Source organism: Streptococcus infantis, assembly GCF_047464215.1.
Taxonomy (GTDB): Bacteria; Bacillota; Bacilli; order Lactobacillales; family Streptococcaceae; genus Streptococcus; species Streptococcus infantis_P.
This window is the reverse complement of the sequence record NZ_JASHCG010000006.1, coordinates 53,413-71,110: the sequence shown is the minus strand read 5'-3', so window position 1 is coordinate 71,110 and position 17,698 is coordinate 53,413. Positions and strand designations below refer to the sequence as shown.

The following is a 17,698-nucleotide window of genomic DNA, read 5'->3' as shown; positions in this document are numbered from 1 at the left end:
AATGTTGTATGATCAAATTGCGAGTAATAAGCGAAGAACTTGGATTTTACTACTAGTATTCTTTCTCCTTTTAGCCTTGCTCGGCTATGCGGTTGGTTATCTCTTTATGAGATCAGGAATAGGAGGTATGGTTCTAGCCTTAATTATCGGCTTAGTCTATGCATTCTCCATGATTTTTCAATCAACAGAGATAGTCATGAGCATGAATGGTGCGCGTGAGGTGAATGAGCAGACGGAACCAACTCTCTATCATGTTGTGGAAGATATGGCTATGGTGGCGCAAATCCCCATGCCACGTGTCTTTATTATCGATGATGCTAGCTTAAATGCCTTTGCAACGGGTTCAAATCCTCAAAATGCAGCGGTAGCAGCAACGTCAGGACTCCTATCGATTATGAATCGTGAAGAGTTAGAGGCGGTTATTGGCCATGAAGTCAGTCACATTCGTAACTATGATATTCGTATTTCTACTATTGCGGTTGCCCTTGCCAGTGCGATTACACTTTTATCAAGTATGGCTGGACGCATGATGTGGTGGGGAGGTGCAGGTCGTGGTCGTAGAAGTGATGACCGTGATAGTGGTGGACTTGAAATTATTATGCTAGTCGTTTCTCTCCTAGCAATTGTTTTGGCTCCCCTAGCAGCAACCTTGGTACAACTAGCCATCTCTCGTCAGCGAGAATTTTTAGCAGATGCTTCAAGTGTAGAGTTGACTCGTAATCCTCAAGGGATGATTAATGCTCTACGTAAGTTGGACAATAGTCAGCCAATGAGCCGTCATGTAGATGATGCTAGCAGTGCACTTTACATCAACGATCCTCAAAAACGAGGTGGTTTGCAAAAACTCTTCTATACCCATCCGCCAATCTCAGAACGAATTGAGCGTTTGAAACATATGTAAAAACATCCAGAGATTTTCCTCTGGATTTTTGCATCTATCACCTCACTTGTTACTTGTCCTATCACAAAAAAGTAGTATAATATATGTAATTAAATATTAGTGAGGTGAATCATGTATAAGCGCTGGATGACCTTTTTCTTGATTTTGATTTTCATACCAATACACTTGAGTATAGCTGACAAAGTTATGCAGACAAATTCATTAGTTCTCTCAATCATTTTTACACTTGTTGAACTCTCAATATTTTTTTATGTAGGAAGAAAGTATGACCTGTTTCACATTCGAAAAATCTGCCTAAAAGATATCTTGAAATGGCTTCTCTCCTACGCCTTGCTTTTCTTATTTTATATGTTGGTCAATTTTTTAGGACCTACCCAATCAGACACTACTCAATCAATTCAAAGTTTATCACTTTCATTGCCTGTGCTTTTTCTAGAACTCTGTATTTTAGCACCCGTTACGGAAGAAATTTTTATGCGAGGACTGTTACAAGGGACAGTATTTAAGAATACATATATTGGATTGGTTACCACATCGGTTTTCTTTGCTTATCTACATGGACCCTATACGATTTCTAGTTTTATCACCTATTTAGGTATGGGATTTGCATTTGGTATAAGGTATAAGACTTCCGACAATCTTTGGAATTCCATTCTCTTGCATGCCCTCAATAATATAGTTGCATTTTGCTTTATGTATTTGATATAATCGATAAATTAGAATGCTCCGATTTTTAAACAGAGGTAAAAAGTTATTTATCTTATACAACCGAAATAATAGCCAGTCATGAGGTGGCTTGTAGAGTATGTAGCAGAATCTTCTATAGCAAGGCTGCTCAAAAACTCTTCTATACTAAACCTTTAAACTCAGAACAAATTGAGCAGATCCAACGAGTCTGGGCAAAAAGTCTTTAAAATCAAAAAACGCATCATATCAGGTGTTGAAAAAACTTGATACTATGCGTTTTATTGTGGGAAGATTTACTTGATTTTCTTCTGAAATTTAGTTTTTGCCCAGCCACTTGCTATTTTCTACATTTATAAATCTTGTAAATCAACTATTTCTAACCCATTTTTTGTCAAACGATAGATACTCCTACATACTTCTTTTAAGAAACGTCGATCATGTGAAACAGTGACCAGACCACCAGGATAATTGGCAAAGAGTTTTCTGATTTCGGGTTGAGAAGTTGGAGAAAAGTTTCGTGTGGGTTCATCCAGAAGGAGAAAGTTTGGTTTCCGCAGCACTAAATTCAAAAGAAGGAGTTTACCTTGTTGGCCACCAGATAAGGAGCGGATTTGGTGGTGCATTTCTGGATAACTGAAATTGAGACTGGCTAGGAAGGATTGGATTTTCTGTACTTCCTCTTTATGTCCAGTTTGGCTGAGAAATTCTACTGGAGATAGATCCAATTGCAATGCTTCTTGGTAATTTTGTGGTATAAATCCAAGTGAAATCTCACTTTTGCCACTTAGTAGTTTTTGTAACTTGGCTAACAGAGTCGATTTGCCAACACCATTTGGCCCGATGATGCCGATTTTATCTTGCCCCCAAACAGTTAGTTGGAGTTTTTGAGCCAAAACACGCTCACCAATGGACAAACTTTCCTTTTCCAGTCGAAGTAAGACTTTAGAAGCTGCTAATGGCTCTATATCTGAAAAGAAAAGTTGGATTTGTTCCTCTTCAAGTGGCTTTTGGGTCATGGACTGAGCTGCTTTTTCGTAGCGTTTTTCTTGAGAAAGAACATTTTTCATCTTTTTAGCTAATAGGCGACCAGCAACATCATTTTTAGTATTTCTCAAGGCAGTTTCGACATTTTGCTTGACTCTGCGATGTTTTTCCATAGTTTTGCTATAGGCTCTTTGGTCGTTGGCAGCTTGCTGGCTTTGTCTGGCAAAGTTAGCCTTCCTTTGGGCACTATAGCGATCATAGTCTAAGTGCTCGACTAGGGTTTCAGCTTCCTTTCGATGTTTGACTAGTCGCAAGTGGATAATGGTGTCTGCCGTTTGAGAGAGGAAGTCTTCATCATGAGAAATGAAAATAACGGTTTGCCTCATCTTCTGAATCTGACTTTTTAGCCAATCAATCGTCTCAAGATCTAGGTCATTTGAAGGTTCATCTAAAAATAAAATCTCAAAGGGTTTGGCAAATTCATGGATGAGCTGAATTTTCAAAGCTTCACCACCCGAGAGACTACCAATTTCTTGATCACTTGCAAAACGACTGCTGTCAAAGTGTAATTCATCAGACAAGCGATAGAGAAGGCTGTAGTCCAAATCTGTAGACTCTAAAAAGAAGTAGTCCTGCAGAGATTTTTTTTTCAGTTCTTCAGGGAGATGTTGGGGAATGTAGGTCAGGGACTGAAGGTCAGACTGGATGTCGCCCTTGATAGTAAAATCAGGCAAAGCTTCCCCCATTAAAGCTCGTAGTAAGGTTGATTTTCCATTTCCTTCTTCGCCTATAATAGCGACCTTTTCTCCGTCTTGGATGGTAATGTTTAAATCGGAAACAAGGTCTCTTAAATCTTTGTTTTGTGTGATGGTCAGATGATTGATTTTTATCATATTATTGTCCTTTCTAGAATGTTCATATTGCATAACAAAAAGCTCTACTTTACCTAGTAGAGCCAATCGTCTATGTCAAAAAAACTCTTTTAAAAGGGCTGAAAATCCAGCAAAAAAAGAGCACACAAAAAAGAGACAGAAACAAGATCTACTAAATAAAGGTTCTTTATTTGATAGACTTAGTTGTTCATGTCTCCCTTACCTCCGAGTATTGTTGAAATCATCATACTCTTTTTGAGAAAATTTGTCAAGATTAAGCCAGAAAACCCTCTATTTTTAAAAACCAAAAACAGGTCCATAGAGAGTCAGTACGTGTTTGACTTGATCGTAGTGGAATTTGTCATAGTTTCTCCAAGCTGTGCGAGCTTCTTCATTGAGTTTAAGGGTGCCAAGTCCAATCAAGAGACTGGTATGTTGGTAAAATTTCTCCAGATCAATTAAGATAGAGTTATCGAGTTTCTCTGTCTTTTTAAGTTGATTGAGTAGCTCGTCGATATTTTGCTGCAAGCGCAGATCATCAGGCAATCCTTGTTTGCAAATTTGGTAAGCTTTGTTTAACTCGGAAATGAGTTGATAAGCTTCTAAGATTAGTTCTTTGTCTTCCATATGAGCGTCCTCCTTTGCTCATGTATTGATGTCTATAGTATAGCACCAAAAACAAAAAATGTCATAGTAAATATATCAAAAAATAGAGAATGATTTTTTGAAAGTTTAGTTGCCTTGCTTGCGGTTCTTTCATGGTATAATCAAGTGAGTAAATCTTTATGGAGGAAGTATGAAATTAAATATTCAAGAAATTCGTAAGTTGCCTGAAGGTTTGCACTTTGAGCAGACTTTAGACTTAGCAGCTGACTTGCGTGCCCGTAATCAAGAAATTTTAGATGTAAAAGATATTGTCGCTATTGGAAAAGTTCAGTACGAAGACCTTATGTTTTTCCTAGATTATCAGTTGTCTTATACAATCGTCTTAGCCTCTAGCCGTAGCATGGAACCGGTAGAATTGAAAGAGTCTTATCCAGTGACAGAAGTCTTTATGGAAGGTGCAACCAATCAACTGGACCAAGAAGTTCTAGATGATGACTTGGTCTTGCCGATTGAAAATGGAGAAATCGACCTGGCTGAAAGTGTTTCAGATAATATCTTGCTCAATATTCCTATCAAAGTCTTAACAGCTGAGGAAGAAGCAGGTCAGGGATTTGTATCTGGAAATGACTGGCAAATCATGTCTGAGGAAGAGTATCAAGCCCAACAAGCAGTCAAGAAAGAAGAAAATAGTCCTTTTGCAGGTTTGCAAGGACTGTTTGACGGAGACGAATAGATGGTTTTGTCCAAGAAACGTGCCCGTCATGTCATTGAGGAAATCATCGCTCTTTTTCCAGATGCGAAACCAAGTCTAGATTTTCGCAATCATTTTGAACTCCTGGTTGCTGTTATGCTGTCTGCTCAGACGACAGATGCGGCAGTCAACAAGGCTACACCAGGACTTTTTGCGGCTTTTCCAACCCCACAAACCATGGCAGAAGCCAGTGAGAGTGAGATTGCCTCGTATATTTCTCGCCTAGGCCTTTATCGCAATAAGGCTAAATTCCTCAAAAAATGTGCCCAACAACTACTGGATGATTTTGACGGTCAAGTCCCTCAGACTAGAGAAGAATTAGAGAGTTTGGCAGGAGTTGGTCGTAAAACAGCCAACGTAGTTTTGAGCGTGGGATTCGGTATTCCAGCTTTTGCAGTAGATACTCACGTAGAGCGAATCTGTAAACACCACGATATTGTTAAAAAATCAGCTACACCCCTTGAGGTCGAAAAACGTGTCATGGATGTTTTGCCACCAGAAGAATGGCTTGCAGCCCATCAGGCTATGATTTACTTTGGTCGTGCTATCTGTCATCCGAAAAATCCAGAATGCGATCACTATCCACAGTTGTACGATTTTAGTTCGTTATAAAATTGATTTCTTGTGTTTTTTCTTGCATCGATTCCTGGTTTGTGTTATAGTAGTACCAATCAAATATTCCTTTAATCCTGTCCCGTGAGGCAGGCAAGGAGCTGAATCAAGTAGAAGGGTGGAGTCTCTGCTGTTTTGGTAGGGCTAGCTTAACTATACATTCTGAAGTCTCCTTGTTTAAGGAGACTTTTCTTTTTGGAGGTTTGTCATGAAGACAAAAGAAGTTGTAGACGAATTGACCGTCAAGCGAGCGATTACTCGAATTACCTATGAGATTATCGAGCGAAATAAAGATTTGAACAAGATTGTACTGGCTGGGATAAAAACACGTGGTGTCTTCATTGCCCACCGTATCCAAGAGCGATTGGAACAGTTGGAATCTATCTCAGTGCCAGTCGTTGAGTTAGATACCAAACCATTCCGTGACGATGTCAAAAGCGGTGAAGATACTTCTATAATCTCTGTTGATGTGACAGAACGTGAGGTCATCTTGGTGGACGATGTGCTTTACACAGGTCGGACCATCCGAGCAGCTATTGACAACATCGTAAGCCATGGTCGTCCTTCTCGTGTGAGTTTAGCTGTTCTAGTTGACCGCGGGCATAGAGAATTACCGATTCGTCCAGACTATGTAGGGAAAAATATCCCAACCAGTCGTTCAGAAGAAATCATCGTAGAGATGACTGAACTAGATGGACAAGATCGTGTTCTTATTACCGAAGAAGCTTAGATAGCCAAAGGAGTTAGCCATGTCAGAAAATCAACAAGCCATTCAACATGTAGTCTCAATGGAAGACCTTACTGTAGAACAAGTCATGAAATTGATTAAACGAGGGATCGAATTTAAAAATGGAGCAAAGGCTTCTTATGAAGACCAACACATCGTCTCTAATCTCTTCTTTGAGAGTTCGACTCGTACCCACAAATCTTTTGAAGTAGCAGAGATTAAACTGGGCCTTCACCTACTGGACTTCGATGTAAAAACAAGTTCAGTCAACAAGGGTGAAACACTCTACGATACAATTTTGACCTTGTCAGCCTTGGGAGTAGATGCCTGTGTCATCCGACACCCAGAGGTAGATTACTACAGAGAGTTGATCGATAGTCCGACGATTATGACTTCGATTATCAATGGTGGCGACGGTTCTGGGCAACATCCTAGCCAGAGCTTGCTTGATTTAATGACGATTTATGAAGAATTTGGACACTTTGAAGGACTCAAGGTAGCCATTGCTGGTGACCTTGACCATTCGCGTGTGGCTAAATCCAATATGCAAATCTTAAAACGCTTAGGAGCAGAACTCTACTTTGCTGGACCTGAGGAATGGAGAAGTCAAGAGTTTGCAGACTATGGACAGTTTGTAAGCATTGATGAAATCATTGACCAAGTTGATGTGATGATGTTTCTCCGTGTTCAGCATGAGCGTCATGAAAGTGGAACAGTCTTTTCAAAAGAGGGTTATCATGCCCAGCATGGTTTGACTCAAGAACGTTACGATCGCTTGAAAGATAAAGCTATTCTGATGCATCCTGCTCCTGTAAATCGCGATGTTGAAATTGCTGATCACTTGGTCGAAGCACCAAAATCACGTATTGTTCAACAAATGACCAATGGTGTCTTTGTCAGAATGGCAATTTTAGAATCTGTATTGACTTACAGAAACGCAAAATAAGACACAAAACGTTAAAAGATGCCTGAGAGCATCCACGAGAGGTGAATTTATGACTAAACGACTTCTAGTTTTAGAAGATGGAACAATTTTTGAAGGAAAAGCCTTTGGGGCTGATATTGATGTAACTGGTGAAATCGTCTTTAATACTGGGATGACCGGTTATCAAGAATCCATTACGGATCAGTCTTATAATGGGCAAATTCTAACTTTTACCTATCCCTTGGTTGGAAATTATGGGATTAACCGTGATGACTACGAGTCTATCAGTCCAACCTGTAAAGGTGTAGTAGTATTTGAAGAAGCTCGTAGAGCCAGCAACTGGCGAAACCAGATGACACTGGATGAATTTTTGAAATCTAAGAAAATCCCTGGTATTTCAGGTATTGATACACGTGCTTTGACAAAAATCATTCGCAAACATGGAACTATGAGAGCGACTCTGACACATGTAGGAGATAGTATCGACCACATCACGGATCAGCTTCAAGCGACTGTTTTACCAATTGATAATATCAAACAGGTTTCTACAAAAACTGCATATCCAGCTCCAGGAGTAGGTTTAAGCGTGGTACTTGTAGACTTTGGTCTCAAGCATTCAATCTTAAGAGAGTTGTCTAAGAGAGATTGTAATGTAACGGTCGTTCCTTATACTACAACAGCAGAGGAAATCCTTCACTTAAATCCAGACGGAGTTATGTTGTCAAATGGACCGGGAAATCCAGAAGATGTACCAGAAGCACTCGATATGATTCGTGGTATTCTCGGGAAAATTCCAATCTTTGGTATTTGTATGGGGCACCAGCTCTTTGCAATGGCAAATGGTGCCAAGACCTATAAGATGAAATTTGGTCACCGTGGATTTAACCACGCTGTACGCGAAATTGCGACAGGGCGCGTGGACTTCACGAGTCAAAACCATGGATATGCAGTGAGTCGTGAAGATTTTCCAGACCATTTGATGATTACTCATGAAGAAATCAATGACAAGTCAGTTGAAGGTGTACGTCACAGATACCAACCAGGTTTTTCTGTGCAATTCCACCCAGATGCTGCACCAGGTCCGCACGATGCAAGTTATCTATTTGACGAGTTCATCGAGATGATGGAAGCCTTCAAACAAGCAAACTAAAGACGAGTGTGAAATCGTCGGAGAATTTATGCAATTGAACACGGACGGAAAGCTCGAAATTTAGAGAACCCAACTCGGATTGTCAATCCTTCCTTGGTTTCCTAAAATTCAATCGCTTTCTATTCGTCCTTTATATCTTATTTAATGTCGCCCTGTGAGGCGACGAATAGAAAGGCAGGTCGTTTCTTTTAGTCGCTATTAGGCGAACTAAAAACTCCCTGCACTAGATTTTTTATCGAAAATTATCGTTTCTCTAAAAAATCGTCGGAGAATTTATTTAATGTCGCCCTGAGAGGCGACGAATAGAAAGGAGAAGGGTGAGCCGTATTTGCTGAACTGAATACGGGCTACGGACGGTACTAAAAAGATAGTTATTCCTAGAACTGACAGTTCTTCGTCATAACTCCTATTTTAGCTTTGTCCGCTTGACGCCCTTAATATCTTATAAATGCCTAAACGTACTGATATTCAAAAAATTATGGTGATTGGTTCTGGTCCGATTATTATTGGTCAGGCTGCTGAGTTTGACTATGCTGGGACTCAGGCTTGCTTGTCTTTGAAAGAGGAAGGTTATGAGGTTGTCTTGGTGAACTCAAACCCTGCAACTATCATGACTGATAAGGAAATTGCAGACAAGGTTTACATTGAGCCAATCACACTTGAGTTTGTAACTCGTATTCTCCGTAAAGAACGTCCAGATGCCTTGCTTCCAACTCTTGGTGGGCAAACAGGGCTGAACATGGCCATGGAATTGTCTAAAAATGGCATTCTTGATGAATTGGGAGTAGAACTTCTCGGTACTAAATTGTCTGCCATCGACCAAGCGGAGGACCGCGATCTCTTTAAACAATTGATGGAAGAGCTGAACCAACCAATTCCTGAATCAGAAATTGTTAACACAGTGGAAGAAGCAGTTTCCTTTGCAGCAACTATTGGCTACCCAGTTATCGTCCGCCCAGCCTTTACTCTAGGTGGTACTGGTGGTGGTATGTGTGCCAACGAGGAAGAACTACGTGAAATTGCTGAAAATGGCTTGAAGTTGTCACCTGTTACCCAGTGTTTGATTGAACGTTCAATCGCTGGCTTTAAGGAAATTGAATACGAAGTCATGCGTGACTCAGCTGACAATGCTTTGGTTGTTTGTAACATGGAAAACTTTGACCCAGTCGGAATTCATACAGGAGATTCCATTGTATTTGCCCCAGCGCAGACTATGTCAGACTATGAAAACCAAATGCTTCGTGATGCAAGTTTGAGCATCATCCGCGCTCTCAAGATTGAAGGTGGATGTAACGTTCAGTTGGCCCTCGATCCACACAGCTTTAAGTACTATGTCATCGAAGTAAACCCTCGTGTATCTCGTTCTTCAGCCCTTGCTTCTAAGGCTACGGGGTATCCAATTGCAAAATTGGCTGCAAAGATCGCAGTAGGATTGACCTTGGATGAGGTCATTAACCCAGTTACAGGTTCAACCTATGCCATGTTTGAGCCAGCCCTTGACTATGTGGTGGCTAAGATTCCACGTTTCCCATTTGACAAGTTTGAAAAAGGGGAGCGTCGTCTGGGTACCCAAATGAAGGCAACTGGTGAAGTTATGGCTATTGGTCGTAACATCGAGGAATCTCTTCTTAAGGCTTGTCGCTCCCTTGAAATTGGGGTGCATCATAATGAAATGCCTGAACTTGCAGAAATTTCAGATGATGCCTTGATTGAAAAGGTTGTGAAGGCTCAAGATGACCGCCTCTTCTACGTATCAGAAGCCATCAGACGTGGTTATACAATAGAGGAAATCGCTGAACTCACAAAAATTGATATCTTCTTTCTAGATAAACTCTTACACATTTTTGAGATTGAGCAAGAATTAGGCTCACATCCACAAGATCTTGAAGTTTTGAAAACTGCAAAATTGAATGGTTTTTCAGACCGTAAGATTGCTGAACTCTGGAATACTACAGCTGATCAAGTTCGCCAACTTCGTTTGGAAAACAAGATTGTTCCAGTTTACAAGATGGTTGATACTTGTGCGGCAGAGTTTGAATCAGAAACTCCATATTTCTATTCAACTTATGGTTGGGAAAACGAATCTATCAAGTCTGAAAAGGAATCTGTACTGGTCCTAGGTTCTGGTCCAATCCGTATTGGTCAAGGGGTTGAGTTTGACTACGCGACTGTTCACTCTGTTAAGGCGATTCAAGCTGCTGGCTACGAAGCCATCATCATGAACTCAAACCCAGAGACAGTTTCAACCGACTTCTCTGTATCGGATAAACTTTACTTTGAGCCATTGACATTTGAAGATGTCATGAATGTGATTGACCTTGAGCAACCAAGAGGCGTTATCGTTCAGTTTGGTGGTCAAACAGCTATTAACCTTGCTGAGCCATTAGCAAAAGCTGGTGTAACTATCCTTGGTACGCAGGTTGCTGACCTAGACCGTGCCGAAGACCGTGATCTCTTTGAGCAAGCTCTCAAAGACTTGGATATTCCACAGCCACCTGGGCAAACAGCAACAAACGAAGAAGAAGCAGTGCTTGCAGCTCGCAAGATTGGTTTCCCAGTCCTCGTTCGTCCTTCTTATGTCTTGGGTGGACGTGCTATGGAAATTGTAGAAAACGAAGAAGACCTTCGTTCTTACATGCGTACAGCCGTTAAAGCAAGTCCAGACCATCCAGTTCTTGTCGACTCTTATATCGTTGGACAAGAATGTGAAGTTGATGCTATCTCAGATGGACAAAATGTCCTTATCCCTGGTATCATGGAGCATATCGAACGTGCTGGTGTCCACTCAGGTGACTCCATGGCTGTTTATCCTCCACAAACCTTGTCTCAAAAAGTGCAAGAAACGATTGCAGACTACACAAAACGCCTAGCAATCGGCCTTAACTGTCTTGGTATGATGAACATTCAGTTTGTCATCAAGGATGAGAAAGTCTACGTTATTGAGGTCAATCCACGTGCCAGCCGTACTGTTCCATTCCTATCAAAAGTAACCAATATCCCGATGGCTCAGGTTGCAACTAAGTTAATTCTTGGTCAAAGTCTTGAAGAACTTGGTTACCAAGATGGACTTTACCCAGAAAGTAGTCGTGTTCATATTAAAGCACCAGTCTTCTCATTTACCAAGCTAGCGAAAGTAGATAGCTTGCTTGGTCCTGAAATGAAGTCAACAGGGGAGGTTATGGGTTCTGATACGACTCTTGAAAAAGCTCTCTACAAGGCCTTTGAAGCTTCTTATCTTCACTTGCCAACCTTTGGAAATGTTGTCTTTACTATCGCTGATGATGCCAAGGAAGAAGCTTTGGATTTGGCTCGTCGTTTCCAAAATATTGGTTATGGTATCCTTGCGACTCAAGGAACAGCAGCTTTCTTTGAAAGTCATGGCTTGAAGGCTCAACTCGTTGGTAAGATTGGTGATGATGAACATGATATCCCAAGCTATGTTCGTAAAGGGAAAATCCAAGCTATCATCAACACAGTTGGTACTAAGCGAACTGCTGATGAAGATGGTGAACAAATCCGCCGTTCAGCTATTGAACACGGAGTTCCTCTCTTTACAGCTTTGGATACAGCGGATGCTATGCTTAAGGTACTTGAAAGCCGTAGCTTCGTTACAGAAGCAATTTAGTTTCTTGTTAAATGATCTAAGTAGCTTTTATCCAGCGTCAAAAGACGCTGGTTTTTCCTCTTTTATAGAGAAATCGAGTTAGAAATAATAGTTACAGTTCACCATTAAATGTCAAAGTTTATCAATAGATTTATCATTATCGTTAATGAGTAGACTTATTCTGACTTTCCCTAAAATTTTGTTGAATTTTCTTAAGTTTTTATCATATTTTTTATAATTAAGGTGCCTTAAGAAAAATAATGAAAAAACTAAATGTTTTTCATATAGTTTTCATTTTTTGTGTTATAATTAAGGTGCCTTAAGAAAAATATTAAGGTGCCTTAAGAAAAATAATGAAAAAACTAAATGTTTTTCATATAGTTTTCATTGTTTTAATAGTTTAAAGTCAATCTTATTTTTCTCTAATAGAAAATAATGAAAAAGTAGGTTTAGAAAGAGGTAAGTATCTATGTCTTCTCATAAAAAAGTGTCACTCTCTGAGATTAATCAATCTATCGATACTCCAAATAACAATCATTTCTGGCAAAATTTAAAGGCCTTTTTAGGTCCGGGTGCTCTTGTCGCAGTTGGTTATATGGATCCAGGAAACTGGATTACCAGTGTAGTCGGTGGTGCTTCCTATAAGTATAGTCTCTTGTTTGTTATCTTGATTTCATCTCTCATTGCCATGCAACTTCAGCAGATGGCAGGAAAGCTTGGTATTGTAACCCAGATGGACCTGGCTCAAGCAACGGCTCATCATTCACCTAAATGGCTTCGTTATAGTCTATGGGTGATTTTGGAATTGGCCTTGATGGCGACAGATTTGGCAGAAGTTCTAGGTTCAGCCATTGCCCTAAATCTTCTCTTTAAGATTCCGATTATGATAGCCATTCTCTTGACTGTGTTGGATGTTTTTCTCTTATTGCTCCTGATGAAGTTTGGCTTTAAGAAGATAGAAGCTATCGTGACAACGCTGATTTTAACGATTCTAGCAATCTTTACCTATCTGGTAGCTTTATCACATCCAAGCTTCCAAGGAATCGTTGAAGGTTATTTGCCAAATGCAACCTTGTTTGAGAGTCCTCTGCCTGGACATGAAAGTCAATTAACCTTGGCGCTGGGGATTGTGGGTGCGACAGTGATGCCCCATAACCTCTATTTACATTCTTCCTTGTCTCAAACTCGGAAAATCAATCACAAGGACAAGAATGATTTGCGAAAAGCCGTTCGTTTTATGACTTGGGATTCTAATCTCCAGTTATCCTTGGCCTTTGTGGTTAACTCCCTTCTTTTGATCTTAGGGGCGGCTCTCTTTTTCGGACATGCATCTGAGATTTCTGCTTTCTCTCAAATGTATAATGCCTTGCAGGATTCAACCATTGCGGGAGCTATAGCTAGCTCAACCTTATCAACCTTGTTTGCCTTGGCCCTATTAGCCAGTGGTCAGAATTCGACTATCACAGGTACCTTGACAGGACAAATCGTTATGGAAGGTTTCTTACATATGCGATTGCCTCAGTGGTTCATTCGTTTGGCGACTCGTCTCTTTGCCTTACTGCCTGTCATGATAGTAGCAGTTTTGTTTGGTCATCAGGAAAAAACCTTGGATCAGTTATTGGTCTATTCACAGGTCTTTCTTTCTATCGCTCTTCCATTTTCAATCTTCCCCTTGATTTATCTCACTTCAAAAAAATCAGTGATGGGAGAATTTACCAATGCCAAGTGGAATACTATCCTTGGTTATATTGTTTCCATTATCTTAACTGTCCTCAATGTGAAATTGCTATTTGATATTTTTTAAGGACCTTTTAACGTGAATTAGAAAAAAATCACCCAAGAGTTAACTCTCGGGTGATTTTTTGCAATTTAAATCTTTGATAGACGAAAATCCATTATAAAAAGCTGCATGAAGATGCAGCCACACTATAGCTACGGAAGACATGGGATTCGAACCCACGCACGCTTTCACACGCCTACCGCGTTTCCAACACGGCCTCTTAAGCCTCTTGAGTAATCTTCCAATACTTACTAAAATAGTTTATCATAAAGGGAATTATCTTGCAAATAAAATTCAAACAATTGGCAAAATGATAGAAAATGAAAGAAAGTGACAAAAAGTGCTTGACTTTGATTTTTTTTGTGGTAGAATGATTATTGTAATCGTTAACAGGAGGTGAGTAAGTGCTAAAAACCGAGAGAAAAAAATTGATTTTAGAGGAGCTGGGCAAACATAAAGTCGTTTCTCTAGAGAAATTAGTAGGTTTGTTAGACACGTCAGAATCAACGGTTAGACGAGATTTAGATGAATTGGAATCGGAAAATAAACTTCGCCGAGTTCATGGAGGAGCAGAGTTGCCTCACTCCTTGCAAGAAGAAGAAACCATTCAAGAAAAATCTGTCAAAAACCTTCAAGAGAAAAAATTGATTGCGCAAAAGGCAGTTTCCTTCATCAAAGAAAAAGACGTTATCTTTGTGGATGCAGGAAGTACAACAGCCTTTCTCATTAAGGAACTGGAGCGAAAAGACATTACTGTTGTGACTAACTCCATTCACCATGCGGTTCAATTAGTGGATAAGCAAATTCCAACTGTGATTATCGGTGGTGGAGTTAAGATGACAACGGATGCCAGCATCGGTGGTGTCGCGCTTAACCAGATTAACCAATTACACTTTGATCGTGCCTTTATCGGAATGAACGGGGTAGACGAAGGTTATTATACAACTCCAGATATGGAGGAGGGAGCTGTTAAGCGTGCTATTCTAGAAAATGCCAAACAAACTTATGTTTTGGCGGATTCATCTAAGATTGGTCAATCTTGTTTCGCTAAGGTAGCGCCTATAAAACGAGCAATTGTTATTACAAGCAAGGGTCACGAACTCTTGCCAGCTATCAAAGAAAAAACGGAGGTTATCGAAGTATGATTTATACAGTCACGCTAAATCCATCTATTGACTATATTGTCCGTCTGGATAAAGTGGAAGTTGGTAGTGTTAATCGTATGGATAGTGATGATAAGTTTGCTGGTGGTAAGGGAATCAACGTTAGCCGTGTCTTGAAACGCTTGGATATTCCGAATACAGCGACAGGCTTCATCGGTGGCTTTACAGGTAAATTTATCACTGATACTTTAGCTGAAGAGCAAATTGAAACCCGATTTGTCCAAGTGGCAGAAGATACGCGTATCAATGTCAAGATCAAAGCAGATCAAGAAACCGAAATCAACGGAACGGGTCCTACAGTTGAGCCTGAGCAATTGGAAGAGCTAAAAGCTATTCTTTCAAGTCTAACAGCAGAAGATACAGTGGTATTTGCTGGTTCAAGTGCTAAAAACTTAGGCAATGTCATCTATAAGGATTTGATTGCCTTGACTCGTCAAACGGGTGCTCAAGTAGTCTGTGACTTTGAAGGTCAGACCTTAATCGATAGTTTGGATTATCAACCGCTTTTGGTCAAACCAAACAATCATGAACTGGGAGCTATCTTTGGAATCAAGCTCGAAAGCTTAGATGAGATTGAAAAATACGCTCGAGAATTGTTGGCTAAAGGTGCTCAAAACGTTATCATCTCTATGGCTGGTGACGGTGCCCTTCTGGTAACATCAGAGGGAGCCTACTTTGCTAAACCGATTAAGGGAACCGTGAAAAACTCAGTTGGTGCTGGTGACTCTATGGTTGCTGGATTTACTGGTGAGTTTGTCAAATCAAAAGACGCAGTAGAAGCCTTCAAGTGGGGAGTGGCTTGTGGAACAGCAACTACCTTCTCTGATGACTTGGCGACTGCAGCATTTATTAAAGAAACTTATGAAAAAGTTGAGGTAGAAAAAAGATGAAAATTCAGGATTTATTGAGAAAAGATGTCATGTTGCTTGATTTGCAAGCAACTGAAAAAACAGCAGCTATCGAAGAAATGATTCATAGCTTGGTTGAACACGGATACGTGACAGATTTTGAAACCTTTAAAGAAGGAATCTTGGCGCGTGAAGCTTTGACTTCTACAGGTTTGGGTGACGGTATCGCAATGCCTCATAGCAAGAACGCTGCAGTTAAAGAAGCAACTGTTCTCTTTGCTAAGTCAAATAAGGGTGTTGACTACGAAAGTTTAGATGGACAACCAACTGACCTCTTCTTTATGATTGCCGCTCCAGAAGGTGCCAATGATACTCACTTGGCGGCCTTGGCAGAATTATCTCAATACTTAATGAAAGACGGTTTTGCTGATAAACTTCGTCAAGTAACATCAGCTGATCAAGTTATTGAACTCTTTGATCAAGCATCAGAAAAAGCTGAGGAACCAGTTCAAACACCTGCAAATGGTTCTGATGACTTTATCGTTGCTGTAACTGCTTGTACAACAGGAATTGCCCACACTTATATGGCTCAAGAAGCTCTTCAAAAAGTGGCTGCGGAAATGGGTGTCGGTATCAAGGTTGAAACCAATGGTGCTAGCGGTGTTGGCAACAAATTGACTGCAGAAGATATCCGCAAGGCTAAAGCCGTTATCATCGCAGCAGACAAGGCCGTTGAAATGGATCGTTTCGATGGTAAACCATTGATCAATCGTCCAGTTGCAGATGGTATTCGTAAGACAGAAGAGTTGATCAACTTGGCTCTTTCTGGAAATGCTGAAGTTTATCATGCCGCTAACGGAGCAAAAGCTTCAACAGCGTCTAACGAAAAACAAAGTATCGGTGGTGCTTTCTACAAACACTTGATGAGTGGTGTATCTCAAATGTTGCCATTCGTTATCGGTGGAGGTATCATGATTGCCCTTGCCTTCTTGATCGATGGTGCTATGGGTGTGCCAAATGATAGCCTCGGAAATCTTGGATCTTACCATGAACTCGCTTCTATGTTCATGAAAATCGGTGGCGCAGCCTTTGGTTTGATGCTTCCAGTATTTGCAGGATATGTTGCCTACTCAATCGCTGAAAAACCAGGTTTGGTAGCAGGTTTCGTAGCTGGTGCTATCGCCAAAGAAGGTTTTGCCTTTGGTAAAATCCCTTATGCTCAAGGTGGTGAAGCAACTTCAGCCCTTGCAGGTGTATCATCAGGTTTCCTAGGCGCCCTTGTGGGTGGATTTATCGCAGGTGCCTTGGTACTCTTGGTTAAGAAATACGTGAAGGTTCCTCGCTCGCTTGAAGGTGCTAAATCAATCCTTCTCTTGCCACTTCTTGGAACAGTCTTGACAGGATTTGTCATGCTTGCTGTTAACATCCCAATGGCAGCAATCAACACTGCTATGAACGACTTCCTTGGCGGTCTTGGAGGCGGTTCAGCTGTCCTTCTTGGTATCGTTCTTGGAGGAATGATGGCTGTCGATATGGGTGGACCAGTCAATAAAGCAGCTTATGTCTTTGGTACTGGTACTCTTGCAGCAACAGTGTCAACAGGTGGTTCTGTAGCGATGGCAGCGGTTATGGCTGGCGGAATGGTTCCACCACTTGCAATCTTTGTCGCAACACTTCTCTTCAAAGATAAATTTACTAAAGAAGAACGCAACTCAGGTTTGACTAACATCGTTATGGGCTTGTCATTCATCACTGAAGGTGCGATTCCATTTGGTGCAGCTGACCCAGCTCGTGCTATCCCAAGCTTTATCCTTGGTTCAGCAGTGGCAGGTGGACTCGTTGGTCTTACTGGAATCAAACTCATGGCTCCACACGGAGGAATCTTCGTAATCGCTCTTACTTCAAATGCTCTTCTTTACCTTGTCTCTGTCTTGATTGGAGCACTTGTTAGTGGTGTAGTTTATGGTTACCTTCGTAAACCTTTAGAAAAATAATTACAAATACATTCAAATGACTGAACACGAAAGTGGGCAGTCATTTTTGGTAGTGATTGACAAATTAATAGTTTAATGATATTCTGAGTTAGAA

General features: G+C 40.7%; 14 protein-coding genes and 1 tRNA gene. 12 read left to right on the top strand and 3 right to left on the bottom strand.

What is annotated here, in order from left to right; all coding sequences use genetic code 11:
• The first annotated feature begins 1 nt into the window (after window position 1).
• Both htpX and QM469_RS05040 read left to right on the top strand, forming a co-directional pair.
• Window positions 2-901, top strand: a complete 900-nt coding sequence (htpX, locus tag QM469_RS05045; RefSeq protein ID WP_414276160.1) for a zinc metalloprotease HtpX — start codon at window positions 2-4, stop codon at window positions 899-901.
• A 111-nt stretch (window positions 902-1,012) separates the two neighbouring features.
• Complete coding sequence (locus QM469_RS05040; RefSeq protein WP_414276161.1) at window positions 1,013-1,609, top strand: lysostaphin resistance A-like protein; 597 nt, start codon at window positions 1,013-1,015, stop codon at window positions 1,607-1,609.
• A gap of 329 nt (window positions 1,610-1,938) precedes the next feature.
• Here the strand turns inward: QM469_RS05040 and QM469_RS05035 are convergent, their stop codons facing one another.
• On the bottom strand, window positions 1,939-3,498 hold the full coding sequence (locus QM469_RS05035) for an ATP-binding cassette domain-containing protein (protein ID WP_414276162.1): 1,560 nt from the start codon (window positions 3,496-3,498) through the stop codon (window positions 1,939-1,941).
• 243 nt (window positions 3,499-3,741) lie between these two features.
• Window positions 3,742-4,071: a helicase BlpT gene (locus QM469_RS05030; protein WP_414276163.1), complete on the bottom strand. Its 330-nt coding sequence runs from the start codon at window positions 4,069-4,071 to the stop codon at window positions 3,742-3,744.
• A gap of 169 nt (window positions 4,072-4,240) precedes the next feature.
• Between QM469_RS05030 and QM469_RS05025 the strand changes: the two genes are divergently transcribed.
• From QM469_RS05025 to QM469_RS04995, 7 genes are all read left to right on the top strand, one after another.
• Window positions 4,241-4,783: a YceD family protein gene (locus QM469_RS05025; protein ID WP_414276164.1), complete on the top strand. Its 543-nt coding sequence runs from the start codon at window positions 4,241-4,243 to the stop codon at window positions 4,781-4,783.
• Window positions 4,784-5,413, top strand: a complete 630-nt coding sequence (gene nth, locus QM469_RS05020) for an endonuclease III (protein ID WP_049549149.1) — start codon at window positions 4,784-4,786, stop codon at window positions 5,411-5,413. It abuts the gene before it with no gap.
• Between the two features lie 208 nt (window positions 5,414-5,621).
• Window positions 5,622-6,143 (top strand): bifunctional pyr operon transcriptional regulator/uracil phosphoribosyltransferase PyrR, encoded by a 522-nt coding sequence (pyrR, locus tag QM469_RS05015; protein WP_049549150.1) that lies wholly within the window; start codon window positions 5,622-5,624, stop codon window positions 6,141-6,143.
• A gap of 19 nt (window positions 6,144-6,162) precedes the next feature.
• Window positions 6,163-7,086, top strand: a complete 924-nt coding sequence (locus tag QM469_RS05010; protein ID WP_414276165.1) for an aspartate carbamoyltransferase catalytic subunit — start codon at window positions 6,163-6,165, stop codon at window positions 7,084-7,086.
• A 49-nt stretch (window positions 7,087-7,135) separates the two neighbouring features.
• Window positions 7,136-8,215, top strand: coding sequence for a carbamoyl phosphate synthase small subunit (locus QM469_RS05005; protein WP_000166838.1), 1,080 nt, complete (start codon window positions 7,136-7,138; stop codon window positions 8,213-8,215).
• Window positions 8,216-8,663: 448 nt separating this feature from the next.
• Window positions 8,664-11,840 carry a carbamoyl-phosphate synthase large subunit gene (gene carB / locus QM469_RS05000; RefSeq protein ID WP_414276166.1) on the top strand — a complete coding sequence of 1,059 codons (3,177 nt, stop codon included), beginning with the start codon at window positions 8,664-8,666 and terminating at the stop codon, window positions 11,838-11,840.
• A gap of 448 nt (window positions 11,841-12,288) precedes the next feature.
• Entirely contained in the window at window positions 12,289-13,623 is a 1,335-nt protein-coding gene (locus tag QM469_RS04995) for an Nramp family divalent metal transporter (protein WP_371608329.1), read from the top strand.
• Between the two features lie 131 nt (window positions 13,624-13,754).
• On the opposite strand, the gene QM469_RS04990 is transcribed toward QM469_RS04995, so the two are convergent.
• Window positions 13,755-13,842: transfer RNA gene (locus QM469_RS04990), tRNA-Ser, on the bottom strand.
• Window positions 13,843-14,003: 161 nt separating this feature from the next.
• Between QM469_RS04990 and QM469_RS04985 the strand changes: the two genes are divergently transcribed.
• From QM469_RS04985 to QM469_RS04975, 3 genes are read left to right on the top strand one after another with little or no spacing between them, the layout of a single operon-like run.
• On the top strand, window positions 14,004-14,744 hold the full coding sequence (locus QM469_RS04985; RefSeq protein WP_311523652.1) for a DeoR/GlpR family DNA-binding transcription regulator: 741 nt from the start codon (window positions 14,004-14,006) through the stop codon (window positions 14,742-14,744).
• Window positions 14,741-15,652, top strand: a complete 912-nt coding sequence (pfkB, locus tag QM469_RS04980; RefSeq protein ID WP_311523650.1) for a 1-phosphofructokinase — start codon at window positions 14,741-14,743, stop codon at window positions 15,650-15,652. The genes QM469_RS04985 and pfkB overlap by 4 nt, the downstream gene beginning before the upstream one ends.
• Window positions 15,649-17,604, top strand: a complete 1,956-nt coding sequence (locus QM469_RS04975) for a fructose-specific PTS transporter subunit EIIC (protein ID WP_414286100.1) — start codon at window positions 15,649-15,651, stop codon at window positions 17,602-17,604. The genes pfkB and QM469_RS04975 overlap by 4 nt, the downstream gene beginning before the upstream one ends.
• The last annotated feature ends 94 nt before the right edge of the window (window positions 17,605-17,698 follow it).

Coding starts and splice junctions, on each gene's coding strand:
- htpX (WP_414276160.1), top strand. CDS start 2: ATGTTGTATGATCAAATTGCGAGTAATAAGCGAAGAACTTGGATTTTA.
- QM469_RS05040 (WP_414276161.1), top strand. CDS start 1,013: ATGTATAAGCGCTGGATGACCTTTTTCTTGATTTTGATTTTCATACCA.
- QM469_RS05035 (WP_414276162.1), bottom strand. CDS start 3,498: ATGCAATATGAACATTCTAGAAAGGACAATAATATGATAAAAATCAAT.
- QM469_RS05030 (WP_414276163.1), bottom strand. CDS start 4,071: ATGGAAGACAAAGAACTAATCTTAGAAGCTTATCAACTCATTTCCGAG.
- QM469_RS05025 (WP_414276164.1), top strand. CDS start 4,241: ATGAAATTAAATATTCAAGAAATTCGTAAGTTGCCTGAAGGTTTGCAC.
- nth (WP_049549149.1), top strand. CDS start 4,784: ATGGTTTTGTCCAAGAAACGTGCCCGTCATGTCATTGAGGAAATCATC.
- pyrR (WP_049549150.1), top strand. CDS start 5,622: ATGAAGACAAAAGAAGTTGTAGACGAATTGACCGTCAAGCGAGCGATT.
- QM469_RS05010 (WP_414276165.1), top strand. CDS start 6,163: ATGTCAGAAAATCAACAAGCCATTCAACATGTAGTCTCAATGGAAGAC.
- QM469_RS05005 (WP_000166838.1), top strand. CDS start 7,136: ATGACTAAACGACTTCTAGTTTTAGAAGATGGAACAATTTTTGAAGGA.
- carB (WP_414276166.1), top strand. CDS start 8,664: ATGCCTAAACGTACTGATATTCAAAAAATTATGGTGATTGGTTCTGGT.
- QM469_RS04995 (WP_371608329.1), top strand. CDS start 12,289: ATGTCTTCTCATAAAAAAGTGTCACTCTCTGAGATTAATCAATCTATC.
- pfkB (WP_311523650.1), top strand. CDS start 14,741: ATGATTTATACAGTCACGCTAAATCCATCTATTGACTATATTGTCCGT.
- QM469_RS04975 (WP_414286100.1), top strand. CDS start 15,649: ATGAAAATTCAGGATTTATTGAGAAAAGATGTCATGTTGCTTGATTTG.